This is a genomic window from Ancylobacter polymorphus, from assembly GCF_030813495.1.
Classification (GTDB): domain Bacteria; phylum Pseudomonadota; class Alphaproteobacteria; order Rhizobiales; family Xanthobacteraceae; genus Ancylobacter; species Ancylobacter polymorphus.
Genome location: NZ_JAUSUI010000006.1, coordinates 92,779 through 106,209 on the forward strand (window position 1 = coordinate 92,779; position 13,431 = coordinate 106,209).

Annotated in this window: 13 protein-coding genes; 6 read left to right on the top strand and 7 right to left on the bottom strand. The window is 67.9% G+C overall.

Translation table 11 applies throughout. From position 1 onward, the window contains the following. Window positions 1-43 precede the first annotated feature (43 nt). The 5 genes from pstB to tkt form a co-directional block, all read right to left on the bottom strand. A complete protein-coding gene (gene pstB, locus J2S75_RS14740) occupies window positions 44-793 on the bottom strand; it encodes a phosphate ABC transporter ATP-binding protein PstB (RefSeq protein WP_307021311.1) in 750 nt (249 codons plus the stop codon). A 274-nt stretch (window positions 794-1,067) separates the two neighbouring features. Next, entirely contained in the window at window positions 1,068-2,090 is a 1,023-nt protein-coding gene (locus J2S75_RS14745; RefSeq protein WP_307020720.1) for a class I fructose-bisphosphate aldolase, read from the bottom strand. A 126-nt stretch (window positions 2,091-2,216) separates the two neighbouring features. Next, on the bottom strand, window positions 2,217-3,416 hold the full coding sequence (locus J2S75_RS14750; RefSeq protein ID WP_307020722.1) for a phosphoglycerate kinase: 1,200 nt from the start codon (window positions 3,414-3,416) through the stop codon (window positions 2,217-2,219). Window positions 3,417-3,495: 79 nt separating this feature from the next. Further along, window positions 3,496-4,503 (bottom strand): type I glyceraldehyde-3-phosphate dehydrogenase, encoded by a 1,008-nt coding sequence (gene gap / locus J2S75_RS14755; protein WP_307020724.1) that lies wholly within the window; start codon window positions 4,501-4,503, stop codon window positions 3,496-3,498. Between the two features lie 155 nt (window positions 4,504-4,658). Beyond that, on the bottom strand, window positions 4,659-6,650 hold the full coding sequence (gene tkt / locus J2S75_RS14760) for a transketolase (protein ID WP_244450614.1): 1,992 nt from the start codon (window positions 6,648-6,650) through the stop codon (window positions 4,659-4,661). Between the two features lie 399 nt (window positions 6,651-7,049). Between tkt and J2S75_RS14765 the strand changes: the two genes are divergently transcribed. The 6 genes from J2S75_RS14765 to J2S75_RS14790 all read left to right on the top strand — a co-directional run bounded on the left by J2S75_RS14765 (window position 7,050) and on the right by J2S75_RS14790 (window position 11,419). Next, complete coding sequence (locus J2S75_RS14765) at window positions 7,050-7,349, top strand: DUF4164 domain-containing protein (protein WP_244450615.1); 300 nt, start codon at window positions 7,050-7,052, stop codon at window positions 7,347-7,349. A gap of 10 nt (window positions 7,350-7,359) precedes the next feature. After that, complete coding sequence (locus tag J2S75_RS14770) at window positions 7,360-7,743, top strand: cell division protein ZapA (RefSeq protein WP_244450616.1); 384 nt, start codon at window positions 7,360-7,362, stop codon at window positions 7,741-7,743. A 157-nt stretch (window positions 7,744-7,900) separates the two neighbouring features. Beyond that, the gene (locus J2S75_RS14775) at window positions 7,901-8,689 is read left to right on the top strand and encodes an inositol monophosphatase family protein (RefSeq protein ID WP_307020728.1); all 789 of its coding nucleotides are present in this window, start codon (window positions 7,901-7,903) and stop codon (window positions 8,687-8,689) included. A 138-nt stretch (window positions 8,690-8,827) separates the two neighbouring features. Further along, a complete protein-coding gene (locus J2S75_RS14780) occupies window positions 8,828-9,895 on the top strand; it encodes a flagellar motor protein MotA (RefSeq protein ID WP_307020730.1) in 1,068 nt (355 codons plus the stop codon). After that, complete coding sequence (locus J2S75_RS14785) at window positions 9,895-10,929, top strand: peptidoglycan -binding protein (protein ID WP_307020732.1); 1,035 nt, start codon at window positions 9,895-9,897, stop codon at window positions 10,927-10,929. The genes J2S75_RS14780 and J2S75_RS14785 overlap by 1 nt, the downstream gene beginning before the upstream one ends. A 10-nt stretch (window positions 10,930-10,939) precedes the next feature. Then, complete coding sequence (locus J2S75_RS14790) at window positions 10,940-11,419, top strand: GNAT family N-acetyltransferase (RefSeq protein ID WP_244450620.1); 480 nt, start codon at window positions 10,940-10,942, stop codon at window positions 11,417-11,419. 41 nt (window positions 11,420-11,460) lie between these two features. Here the strand turns inward: J2S75_RS14790 and J2S75_RS14795 are convergent, their stop codons facing one another. Then, a complete protein-coding gene (locus J2S75_RS14795) occupies window positions 11,461-12,816 on the bottom strand; it encodes a PQQ-dependent sugar dehydrogenase (protein WP_307020735.1) in 1,356 nt (451 codons plus the stop codon). Beyond that, entirely contained in the window at window positions 12,813-13,262 is a 450-nt protein-coding gene (locus tag J2S75_RS14800) for a DUF2231 domain-containing protein (protein WP_307020737.1), read from the bottom strand. The genes J2S75_RS14795 and J2S75_RS14800 overlap by 4 nt, the downstream gene beginning before the upstream one ends. Window positions 13,263-13,431: the final 169 nt, after the last annotated feature.

A 13,431-nucleotide genomic window follows, 5' to 3' on the forward strand; every position in this document is an offset into this window, starting at 1 on the left:
CCAGCGCCGGGGATTTTTTTGCGTTCAGGGCCTTGAGGCTCGCTCAGCCCATCCGGCCGGAAATATAGGCGAGGGTGCGCGCCTCGCGCGGGGCGGAGAACATCTGGGCGCTGGAGCCGAACTCGATCAGTTCGCCGAGATAGAGAAACGCCGTGTAGTCGGCAATGCGCGCCGCCTGCTGGAGATTATGGGTGACGATGACAAGGGTGCTCACGCTCTTGAGCTCCTCGATCGTTTCCTCGATACGGGCGGTCGAGATCGGGTCGAGCGCTGAGCAGGGCTCGTCCAGCAGGATCACTTCCGGGTGGACCGCCATGGTGCGGGCAAGGCACAGGCGCTGCTGCTGGCCGCCGGACAGGCTGAGCGCGGAATGGTCGAGAAGGCCGCTCACCTCCTCCCAAAGGGCCGCGCGGCGCAGCGCGTCCTCGACCCGCTGGTCGAGCTGAACCTTGGTCAGTTCCTCATTGAGGCGCAGGCCGATCGCGACATTGTCGTAGATCGACATCGGAAAAGGCGAGGGCTTCTGCGTCACCATGCCTATGCGCCGGCGCAGCGTCAGAACGTCGACCTCGGGGGCGAGAATATCCTCGCCGTCGAGAAGAACCTGCCCCTCCACATGCTGATCCTCGTAAAGGTCCGCCATGCGGTTGAACACCCGCAGCAAGGTGGACTTTCCGCAGCCGGAGGGGCCGATCAGCGCGGTAACGCGGTTGGCATAGATGGAGAAGGAAATGTCGTGCAGCGCCGGCTTGTCGCCGAAGCGGAAGCCGACATGGCGGACGTCGAGCTTCACCGGGGCGGGCGCGGACTCGCCAAGCCGGGCGGTGGGTGCGGCGAGGCCATTGGGATCGAACGCGTTCGAGAGCCCCGTTTTGCCGAGTGGGCCGCTCTTGAGATCGTGTCGCACGCGCGTCTCTCCCCTGCCATGCGGCAAGGTTAGAGCGGCGGGGCCGTTGCACCTTGCGCAGGGTCAAGGTGAGACGAAAATCTGATGTGAGAACTATAAGCCGGCAAAACAAAGACGCCGCCTTGCGGCGGCGTCCTGTTTTTCCTCGCGATGCGGCAGATCAGGCCGCCTTCTTCTCTTCGCTTTCCGGCGTCCACTGGCCGAGAGCGGCGAGATAGTTCATCCGGGCGCGGTGGGTGAAGGCCGCCTGGCCGGCGGCAACGTTCTCCGGCTTGCCGGACCACGCCTTCTGCGGCGCGGCCTGAAGGGCGCGCCCATAGGAGAAGGTGAGGTTCCACGGCAGCCCGCCCTGACGGATCATCGCGTCGAGATGGGCGGTGGCCTCTTCGTCGGACTGGCCGCCGGAGAGGAAGGCGACGCTCGGGATCGCCGAGGGTACGCAGTTCTTGAGGCAGCGGATGGTCTTCGCCGCCACTTCCTCGACTGAGGCCTGCTTCTGCGACTTTTTGCCGGCGATGACCATGTTCGGCTTGAGCACGGTACCTTCCAGCTTCACGCGGCCATAGAAGAGCTGCTGGAACACTTCCTTCAGCACCCACTCGGTCACGTCGTAGCAGCGGTCGATGTCGTGATCGCCGTCCATCAGCACTTCCGGCTCGACGATCGGCACGATGCCGGCGGCCTGGGCCAGCGCCGCATAGCGCGCCAGCGCCTGGGCATTGGCGAGGATCGAGGTGTAGCTCGGAATGTGCTGGCCGATATCTATCACCGCGCGCCACTTCGCGAAGCGGGCGCCGAGGTCGTAATATTCCTTGAAGCGGCCGGCGAGGCCGTCGAGCCCCTCGGTGATGGTCTCTCCCGGGCAGCCCGGCTGCGGATGGGCGCCGAGATCGACCTTGATGCCGGGGATGGAGCCGGCGGCTTCGATGAGCGACACCAGCGGCGTGCCGTCCTTGGCCTTCTGGCGGATGGTCTCGTCGAACAGGATGACACCCGAAATGTACTGGGTCATCGCCTCGGAGCGGAACAGCATCTCGCGATAATCGCGCCGGTTCTCCTCCGTCGATTCCACGCCGATGGCGTCGAACCGCTTCTTGATGGTGCTGGCGCTTTCATCCGCCGCCAGCAGGCCCTTGCCGCCCGCTGCCAGCTTATACGCGACCTCTTCGAGGCTTGCAGTCATTGTCTCTCTCCCGCGCGAAACTGACCGGCCGGCACCGCCGCCGGAGCGAACGCGGGCCGGACCGGTCGGATATTAGCACCGGGCGGAGCGATTCCGAATGACGGGACCGCGCCGCCCGGGCGTCCTTCAACGTCTCAGGGCTTCGACGCCCGGCAGGGGCTTGCCCTCAAGCCATTCCAGGAAGGCGCCGCCGGCCGTCGACACATAGGTGAAGCGGTCGGCCACCCCGGCATGGTTGAGCGCGGCCACCGTGTCGCCGCCGCCTGCCACGGACAGAAGTCCGCCGGCGTCGGTGAGTTCCGCTGCCGCACGTGCCACCGCCACCGTCGCCGTGTCGAAGGGCGGCAGCTCGAAGGCGCCGAACGGACCGTTCCAGACGATGGTCTTCGCGTCCTTCAGCCGCGCCACGACGTTTTCCACCGAGGCCGGGCCGGCATCGAGCATCATCTCGTCCGGCCGAATGTCGTCGACGGAGGCGACGCGGTGCGGCGCATGCGCCTTGAACTCGGTGGCGGCGAGGGCGTCGACCGGCAGCACGATGTCGCAGCCGGCGGCCTTGGCCTTGTCGAGGATCTCCAGCGCCGTGCCGGTGAGGTCATGCTCGCATAGCGACTTGCCGACATCCTTGCCCTGGGCGGCGAGGAAGGTGTTGGCCATGCCGCCGCCGATCACCAGAATGTCGACCTTGGCGACGAGATTGCCCAGCAGGTCGAGCTTGGAGGAGACCTTGGCGCCGCCGACCACGGCGAGCACCGGGCGTTCGGGCTTTTCCAGCGCCTTGGCCAGCGCCTCGATCTCTTCCTGCATGCAGCGCCCGGCGAAAGCCGGCAGCTTGTGGGCGAGACCTTCGGTGGAGGCGTGGGCACGGTGGGCCGTGGCGAAGGCGTCGTTGACATAGACATCGCCGAGGCCAGCCAGCGCCGCCACGAAGTCGGGATCGTTCTTCTCTTCCCGCTTGTCGAAGCGGGTGTTCTCCAGCAGCAGCACGTCACCGTTCTGCAGCTTGGCGACCGCTTCCTCCGCCACCGGGCCGATGGTGGCCGGGGCGAAAGCGACGGGCCTGCCGAGCCGGCTCGCCACTTCCGCGGCGATGGGGGCCAGCGACAGGGCCGGGTCCTCGCCCTTGGGGCGGCCGAAATGGGCGAGCAGGATGACCTTGCCGCCCTTGTCGGCGATTTCGCGGATGGTGGGCAGCACGGCCTGGATGCGGGTATCGTCGGTGACGCGGCCATTGTCGACCGGCACGTTCAGATCGACGCGCACGAGAACGCGCTTACCGGCGACGTCGGCGTCGTCGAGGGTGCGAAAGGCGGAAGCCTCGCTCATGGTCTTCTCCCTGGGATTGTTGATCTTAACTGCGAAACGGCCGGACCTCCTTGGCGGGAGGCCCGGCCGGGCCGGCTGGTCAGATCAGCTTTCCGAGGGCGACCGCCGTGTCGGACATGCGGTTCGAGAAACCCCATTCATTATCGTACCAGGACAGAACCCGGACGAAATTGCCTTCCAGAACCTTGGTCTGGTCGAGATGGAAGATCGAGGAATGGGGATCGTGGTTGAAGTCGGTGGAGACGTTGGGCTGGTCGGTGGTGCCGAGAATGCCCTTGAGCGGGCCAGCGGCAGCAGCCTTGATCGCCTCGTTGATCTCCTCCTTCGTCACCTTCTTCTTGGCGACGAACTTGAAGTCGACCACCGAGACATTCGGGGTCGGGACGCGGATCGAGGTGCCGTCGAGACGGCCGGCGAGTTCCGGCAGCACCAGGCCGACGGCCTTGGCGGCGCCGGTCGTGGTCGGGATCATCGACAGCGCCGCAGCGCGGGCGCGGTAGAGATCCTTGTGCATGGTGTCCAGCGTCGGCTGGTCGCCGGTGTAGGAGTGGATCGTTGTCATGAAGCCGTGGTCGATGCCGACGGCGTCGTTCAGCGCCTTGGCCACCGGCGCGAGGCAGTTGGTGGTGCAGGAGGCGTTGGAGACGACAAGGTGATCCTTGGTCAGCTTGTCGTGGTTGACGCCGTACACGACCGTGAGGTCGGCGCCTTCCGCCGGGGCGGAGACCAGCACGCGCTTGGCGCCGGCCGCGAGATGGGCGGCGGCCTTGTCGCGGGCGGTGAAGATGCCGGTGCATTCGAGCGCGATGTCCACGCCGAGCGCGGTGTGCGGCAGTTCGGCCGGGTTGCGGACGGCGGTCACCTTGATCGGGCCGCGACCGACATTGATCGTGTCGCCGTCGACCGTCACCGTGCCGTTGAAGCGGCCATGCACGCTGTCGAAGCGGAACAGATGCGCATTGGTCTCGACCGGGCCGAGATCATTGATGGCGACGACCTCGATATCGGTGCGGCCGGACTCGATGATGGCGCGCAACACGTTGCGGCCGATGCGTCCAAAGCCGTTGATGGCAACCTTGAGCGTCATGCGTTTAATCCCCAGGTAAGCTGTCTCATCACGATCCGCGCGTGGGCCTCATAGCGCGACGGTGGCCACGACACCAGCCGGTCTTTTGACGCTGCCAGTGGGACGCAGGGCTGGCGCATTTCCCATGCGCCAGCTGCATGGCTTGTCGGCCCGACTCAGCGCTTGAGGCGGCTGAGCGCGGTCGCGACCACGGCTTCGACGGTGATGCCGAAATGGGCGAAGACCTGCGGCGCCGGGCCGGAGGCGCCGAAGCCGTGCATGCCGACAAAGGCCGCATCGGAGCCGACGATCTCGTCCCAGCCCTGGCGGATCAGGGCTTCGACGGCGATCTTCACCGGGGCCTTGCCCACCACCTGACGGCGGCTTTCCTCGGGCTGGTTCAGGAACAGCTCGAAGCAGGGCACGGAGACGACGCGGGTCGGCACGCCCTGCGCTTCCAGCTGCTCGCGCGCCTTCATCACCAGCGACACTTCCGAGCCGGAGGCGAAGAGGGTGACCTCAGCCTCGTCGGAAGCGCTCGCCAGCTCATAGGCGCCGCGCGCGGTGAGGCAGCGCTCGGTGTCGTCGGTGCGCAGCAGCGGCAGGTTCTGGCGGGTGAGCGCCAGCACGCTCGGGCCGGTCTTGTGCTCCAGCGCCAGCTTCCAGGCTTCCGCCGTCTCGACCGTGTCGCAGGGGCGGAAGACGAGGAGGTTGGGAATGGCGCGCAGCGCGGCGATCTGCTCCACCGGCTGGTGGGTCGGGCCGTCCTCGCCCACGCCGATCGAATCATGCGTGAACACATAAACGACGCGCACGCCCATCAGCGCCGCGAGGCGGATGGAGGGGCGGCAATAGTCGGAGAACACCAGGAAAGTGCCGCCATAGGGGATGAAGCCGCCATGCAGGGCGATGCCGTTCATCGCCGCCGCCATGCCGTGCTCGCGGATGCCCCAGTTCACATAGCGGCCGTCATATTTCGGCGGCTCGACATAGACCGAGGTGGCCTTGGTCTTGGTGTTGTTGGAGTGGGTGAGGTCGGCCGAGCCGCCCACCATTTCCGGTAGAGCGGCGGTGAGCGCTTCCAGCACGATCTCCGACGATTTGCGGGTGGCCACCGCCCCGCCATCGGCGCGGGCCTTGGCGATCACGGCGGCGATGGTCTCGCCGAGCTTGGAGGGCAGGTCGCCGCGCACGCGGCGCTCGAACTCGCCGCGCAGCGCCGGGTCGGCGTCGTTGAAGCGCTGGCTCCAGCTCTTGTGCGCCTGGCGCGAGCGCAGGCCGGCGAGGCGCCAGGCATCGAGCACGTCGCTGGGAATGACGAAAGGCTCGTATTCCCAGTTCAGGAAGGCGCGGGCGGCCGCGATTTCGGCGGCGCCGAGCGGTGCGCCGTGCACGGCATTGGTGCCGCCCTTGCTGGGCGCGCCATAGCCGATGGTGGTGCGGCAGGCGATCAGGGTCGGCTTGTCGCTGGTCTTGGCGGCCTCCAACGCGGCGAGGATCGCGTCCGGGTCATGGCCGTCGATGCGGGTGGTCGCCCAGCCCGAGGCAGCGAAGCGCTCCAGCTGGTCGGTCGCCACCGACAGCGCGGTCGAGCCGTCGATGGTGATGTGGTTGTCGTCCCACAGCACGGTGAGCTTGTTCAGCTTCTGGCGGCCGGCGATCTCGATCGCCTCCTCCGAGATGCCTTCCATCAGACAGCCATCGCCGGCGATGACATAGGTGTGGTGATCCACGAGGTCGCCGCCGAACTGCGCGGCCATCATGCGCTCGGCGAGCGCGAAGCCGACCGAATTGGCGAGGCCCTGGCCGAGCGGGCCGGTCGTGGTCTCGACGCCGACCGTGTGGCCATATTCCGGATGGCCGGGCGTGCGCGAGCCGAGCTGGCGGAAATTCTTGATGTCGTCGAGCGTCATGCCCTCATAGCCCGTGAGGTAGAGCAGGGCGTAGAGCAGCATCGAGCCGTGGCCGGCGGAGAGGATGAATCGGTCGCGATCCGGCCAGCGCGGGTCGGTCGGATCGAATTTCAGCACCTTGCCGAACAGGACGGTGGCGACATCCGCCATCCCCATGGGCATGCCGGGATGGCCGGAATTGGCGGCTTCGACGGCATCCATGGCCAGGGCCCGAATGGCATTGGCCATGCGGTCGTGCTTCTCGCGGTTCGACATGAGGACGGATCTCTCCGAGGCAGATGGGTTGCTGTGTCAGGGCGCGACGTTTCGGTGCCGCAGGCCGGGCGGCGTGCTCCCGGGCGGGCCAGCTCAGCATGCGGGCGGGGCTGGCGAGTGATAGCACCACCGGGCGCGGTGTCAAAGACAGCCCTGTGACAGCCCCCGGCACAACGTCCCTCGCCGGCACCGAAAGGGGGAGGGGCCCCGGCCGCTGCCCGCTGAAACCAGCTGGTTGCTGGGCCGCCGGTGGCGAAGTTGACGCTGCCGCGCGCCGCAGGCTCAATATTGCCGGATTCGTTCCGCGATGAATGCTTTACGCACGGGTGGAACGGAGCGTCGCCATGGGCCGTTTCGCCCGCGCTTCCCGCCCGCGACGGGCGAAACAAGGGAGATGTCATGAACGCGCCTGAGGCGGGCGAGACGACGGGCGTCGTGGATGCCGCCCTGCGGCGCTTCGACAGCGCGGTCGAGGCCCTCGAAAGCGCCATCGAGCGCCGGCTGGAGGTGGAGCGGCAGGAGGCCGCGCTCGCCCAGCAGCTGCATGTGCTTGGTGCCGACCGTTCCCGCCTCGCCGATGCGCTCGACGGCGCGCAGGCCCGTGCCGAGCGGCTCGACAGCGCCAATGAAGAGGTCGCGCGCCGGCTGGGCAGCGCCATGGAAACCATTCGCGCGGTGCTTGCCGCGCAGGAGCGCTGAGGGAACGGCAATGGCCTATGTGACCATCAGCATTGGCGGGCGCGCCTACCGCATGGCCTGCGACGACGGCCAGGAGGATCATCTCAGCGGCCTCGGCGAGGAAGTGGATGCCCGAATCGAGCAGCTGCGCGTCGCCTTTGGCGAGATCGGCGACCAGCGCCTCAGCATCATGGCCGCCATCACCCTCGCGGACGAACTGAGCGAGGCGCGCCGGCGCATCCAGGCGCTGGAGAAGGAGGCGAGCGCCGAGCGCGCCGCCCGCAGCGCCGCGACGCGACGCCTCGACGAGACGGAGGCCCGTGTGGCGCGCGGCATCACCGGCGCCGCCGAGCGGCTGGAGCGGCTGACCCGCGAACTCGGCACCAGTCCCTCCGGCGGCGTCGGCATGGGCTGAATACCCGGAGAAACCCCCGGCATGCCGGGCCGCTCCGGCCGTCCCCGCCCATTGGCCGGCCCGGCGGCGGGCCGTGCGGACTTGACGCGCTCCGCCGCGCGGCGCACAGGAGCACACCGTTCTAAGGCTGCCGATCGCGCTTCATCTGGAATTTGACATGATCCGTACTCCCCTGATGACCGTCATGGTCCAGGCCGTTCGCAAGGCCGGCCGCTCCCTGATCCGCGATTTCGGGGAGGTGGAAAACCTGCAGGTCTCGCTCAAGGGGCCGGCGAATTTCGTATCCAACGCCGACCGCAAGGCCGAGCGCATCCTGCACGACGAGCTCTCCAAGGCGCGACCGAATTTCGGCTTTATCATGGAGGAAGGCGGCGAGATCGACGGGGCCGACGAGAGCCACCGCTGGATCATCGACCCGCTCGACGGCACCACCAATTTCCTTCACGGCATTCCGCTGTTCTGTGTCTCGCTTGGCCTGGCGCGCGATGGCGTGCCGGTGGCGGGCGTGATCTACAACCCGGTCACCGACGAGCTTTTCGTCGCTGAGAAGGGCGCCGGCGCGTTCATGAACGACCGCCGCATCCGCGTGGCCGCCCGCCGCAGCCTCGCCGATGCCGTGGTCTGCTGCGGCCTGCCGCATATGGGCCGGGGCGACTTCGCCCAGTTCGGGCGCGAATACGGCGCCATCGCCCCCAAGGTCGCCGGCCTGCGCCGCACCGGGTCGGCCGCGCTCGACCTCGCCTGGGTCGCCGCCGGGCGCTTCGACGCTTTCTGGGAGCGCGGGCTCAGCCCGTGGGACATGGCGGCCGGCATCGTGCTGGTGCGCGAGGCGGGCGGCTATGTCTCCGACCTCGACGGCGGCGACAAGATGCTGGCCAAGGGCGACATCATCGTCGGCAATGACACGGTGCGGCGCGACCTGCTGGCGCTCGTCAACAAGGCGTAGAGAAAGCCGTAACGGTAGAGACATAAGGGCTTTTCCAAAGGTCTCTGCCGCGTTCCTTTTCCCTGCGTCTGTGGCATAGTCCGGCCCGAGGGGCGGTCTTTCGGGCCATCGCCGTCCTTCACAGGGACGGCCGACGGCATGAGCGCTACCGATTCATTTCATAAATTGTCATCGCCCCGCATCTTTCTGGTGCGGATGTTCGTGTTCATCCTGCTGTGCGTGGCGCTGGCCTCCATTCTGCACGAGCCGATCTGGCGCGCCTTTCTCAACAATCCCGGCCTGAACGGCGTCATCTTCGGCGTTCTGTTCATCGGCATCATCTTCGCCTTCCGCCAGGTGCTGCGCCTGCTGCCGGAAGTGGAATGGGTGAACAGCTTCCGCATCGCCGATCCCGGCCTTGAAGTGCGGCAGGCGCCCGTGCTGCTGGCGCCGATGGCGGCGCTGCTCGGCGACCGCGTCGGGCGCATGTCGATCTCCCAGGCGACGATGCGCGGCATTCTCGAATCCATCGGCACCCGGCTCGACGAGGCGCGCGACCTGCTGCGCTATCTCACCGGCCTGCTTGTCTTTCTCGGCCTGCTCGGCACCTTCTGGGGCCTGCTCGAAACCGTCAGCTCGATCGCCCGGGTGATCGGCGCGCTCGATGTGGGGCCGGAATCCGGCTCCGTGCTCGACACGTTGAAGACCGGCCTTGCCGCGCCGCTCGGCGGCATGGGCATCGCCTTCTCCTCCTCGCTGTTCGGCCTCGCCGGCTCGCTGGTGCTCGGCTTCCTCGACCTGCAGGCCGGGCAGGCGCAGAACCGCTTCTACATCGACCTGGAAGACTGGCTGTCGACCACGGTGGAGGATCTCGGCACGGAGGCGGCGCGCGCCCGCGGCCCGGTGCCCGCGCCGATCTCCGCCACGCCGACCGGGCCGCTGCCGCTGCCTCCCGCGCCGGCGCCCGCCTTTGCCCAGGCGCCGGATTTCAGCGACCTCTCCGCCGCCATTGCGAGGCTTGAGCGGACCATGACCGAGGCCGGCTCGCAGCGCGTCACATCCGCCATGGCGCATCTTGCCGAGAGCCTGCAGGGTCTCGTGCAGCACATGCGCAGCGAGCAGCAGATGGTGCGCGACTGGGTGGAGGCGCAGGCCGAGCAGCAGCGCGACATCAAGCGCCTGCTGGAGCGGATCGCCCAGTCCAAGTCGGACCGCGAGAGCGTCTGATGGCTCTGGGTCGCTCCCGCCGTGGCGAGCGCCACATCGACTACTGGCCCGGCTTCGTCGACGCGCTGTCGACGCTGCTGCTGGTGTTCGTGTTTCTGCTCTCCGTCTTTGTGCTCGCGCAATTCGTGCTCACCCAGGAGATCGGCTCCAAGGACGACGCCATGGCGCGGCTGCAGGCGCAGATCCGCGAATTGACCGAATTGCTGGCGCTGGAGCGGGCGAACGACGCCGAGGCCGAAAGCCAGATGGGGGCGTTGCGCGCCAGCCTGCTGCGGCTGGAACAGGAACGCGATGTGCTGCGCGACGCCGCTGCGGCGGTCGCCAGCCCGGAGGAGATCGCCTCCGCCCAGAGCCGCACCGCCGAACTCGCCCGCCAACTCGGGGAGGAGAAGGACGCGGCGGCGTCGGCGGCGGCGCAGATCGCCATCCTCAACCAGCAGATCGCCGCGCTGCGCCGGCAGATCGCGGCGCTGGAAGAGGCGTTGAACATTTCCGACCAGAAGGACAAGGAAAGCCAGTCGCGTCTCGCCGATCTCGGCCGGCGGCTGAATGTCGCGCTTGCGCAGCGTGTGCAGGAACTGACCCGCTACCGCTCCGAATTCTTCGGCCGGCTGCGCACCATTCTCGGCGACCGGCCCGATGTGCGGGTGGTGGGCGACCGTTTCGTCTTCCAGTCGGAAATCTTCTTCGACCCCGCCGCCGCGCAGCTGCGGCCCGACGCGCTGCCGGCGCTGGACAAGCTCGCCACCGCGTTGATCGAGCTGGAAAAGCAGATACCGGACGATCTTCCCTGGGTGCTGCGCGTCGACGGACATACCGACAACCGCCCCATCGCGACGCCGCTCTACCCCTCGAACTGGGAGCTTTCGGCCGCGCGCGCCATCGCGGTGGTGCAGTATCTGGCGCAGCGGGGGGTCTCGCCCCAGCATCTCGTCGCCGCCGGCTTCGGTGAGTACCAGCCGCTTGATGCGGGCAGCGATGACGAGGCGCGCGCGCGCAACCGCCGCATTGAGCTGAAGCTCACCGAGCGATGAGCCCCTTGCGATGAGCGAGACGCGCGCGCCCCTGCTGATCGGCTTCGACTGGAGCCATATGCCCGAGATGACGCATCTGTGGGTCGAGGCCTGGCAGGAGGCGCTGCCGGAAATCGACTTCGAGGCCCGGCGCGGCTGGCTCTGCCATCGAATCGGCACGCTGATCGACGAAGGGGCGGAAATCGACCTCGCCCAGGCGGAAGGGGAGGGCGGCGCGCCAGGGGCGCTGCTTGGGTTCGTGTCCGTCAATCCCCGCACCGGCTATGTCGACCAGTTGGTGGTGCATCCCAACCATTGGGGCGCGGGGGTGGCCAGCCGGCTGATCGCCGCCGCCGCCGCCCGCTCGCCGCGCCATCTCGTGCTCGACGTGAACGAGCAGAACGAGCGGGCCGTGCGCTTTTACGAAAAGGCGGGGTTCGTTGTGACCGGCCACGGGGTCAACCCCACCTCCGGCCGCCCGACGCTGCGGATGGAGCGCCGGGGCGGCTGAGGCGCGCCGCCGCTGGCCAGCCGGCCTGTAGCAGGCCCGCATCAGCGCGCGGCGTTCACCGGTGGTGTGGCGGTGACGCGCCAGACGGTATTTCCGGCATCGTCGGCAATTAGCAGGGCGCCTGTCGCGTCCACCGCGACACCGACCGGCCGGCCGCGGGCCTGACCTTCCTCATTGAGGAAGCCGGTGACGAAGTCCTCCGCCGGGCCGCTCGGGCGGCCATCGGCGAAGGGAACGAAGATCACCTTGTAGCCGCTGAATTCATCCCGGTTCCAACTGCCGTGCAGACCGATGAAGGCGCCGCCCTGATAGCGCGGGGCGAAGGCGGTGGCGGTATAGAAATCGAGCCCCAGAGCCGCGACATGCGAGCCGAGCGCATAGTCGGGCACGATGGCGCGCTCGACCAGATCCGGCCGTTCCGGCTTCACCCGCGGATCCACATGCTTGCCGTAATAGCTGTAGGGCCAGCCATAGAAGCCGCCGTCCTGGACCGAGGTGAGATAGTCCGGCACCAGATTGGGGCCGAGTTCGTCCCGCTCATTGACCACGGTCCATAGCGCCCCCGTCGTCGGATTGAATGTCAGGCCGTTGGGATTGCGCAGGCCGCTGGCAAAAAGCCGCTGGCGGCCGGTGGCGCGGTCCACCTCGTGGATGGCGGCGCGGTTCTTCTCGGCCTCCATGCCGCGCTCGGCGGCATTGCTGTTCGAGCCGACGCCGACATAGAGCAGGTTGCCGTCCGGGCTGGCGACGAGGCTCTTGGTCCAATGGTGGTTGATCGGCCCGCCGGGCAGGGGCGCCAGCAACTCGCCGGGGGCGGTGATCTGCGTGTCGCCCTCATTGTAGGGATAGCGCATGATGGCATCGGCGTGGGCGACATAGAGATCGCTGCCGACGAGGGCGACGCCAAAGGGCGAATGCAGATTTTCGAGGAACACGGTACGCTCCTCGGGCGTGCCGTCTCCATTGGTGTCGCGCAGCAGGGTGATGCGGTTGCTGTCGCCGCTGCCACCGCCGCCGCCGCCGACCATCTTCTCCACGAAGCCGCGCACCAGGCCCTTGGGGTGACGGACGGGCTTGCCGGCAGGGGCTTGTGCTTCGACGACGAGAATGTCGCCATTGGGCAGGACATAGAGCTCGCGCGGATGCGCGAGGCCGGTGGCCAGCGCCTTGATCGCGTAGCCCTGAGGCACGCTCGGCGTTTCGCCGTCCTTCCAGCCGACGATCTCGGAGATCTTCATGGTGGGGAAGAGGCCGAGCTGCGGTTCGGGCAGCACCGGATTGGGCCCTGTCTGCTGCTCCACGGTGATGCCGTCCTGTGCCGGCGCGGGCAGGGTGAAGGAGAGGAGGCCGAAGGCGGCCGCGACGCAGGGGGCGAGCGAGGTTTTCCAACGGTTCATCGGATGGAACCTCCAATGCGGGGACGGGCGACAAGGCCATAGGCCGCGACAGCGGCGGCGAGGAAGGCGAGCACGGTCAGGGCCGAAAGCGCGAGGCCCCACGGCACAACGGAGGACCAGCCATCGCGGCTGTGCACCAGCATGTTGAAGGTCGCCAGAACCATGGCGGCGAGATAGGCGAGCACATAGACCGCCATGCCCGCGCTGGCGCGCAGCACGGGCCGCATCAGCAGCTCGACGAGGCCGGCTATGGCGACCAGCCACGCCAGGATGGCGCCGGCGCTGACCAGCCAGGCCGAGAAATCCGCCCACATGGTGTTGACGGTGGCCCAATAGGTCAGATCGGTCAGCAGCCCGGCGGTGAGGCAGGTTGCCGGAACGAGCATGAGGAAGGGGTGGAGCGGCGGCGCGACGATGCGCGTCGTCGATGCCTCTAAAACGGCCATGTGCGGTCTCCCGTGCCGAGGACGGTGCGCCGTGGCGGTGGGCGGTGCCAATTGCGGCACGCCGAATGCCGCCCTGCCACGGGCTGCGTGTCCGAGGTCAATGCAGGAGCCGCAGGATGGTTCAGATCGGAGACCGGAAACCCGCCGGAAGGGGTCGAGGGCGGCGAGC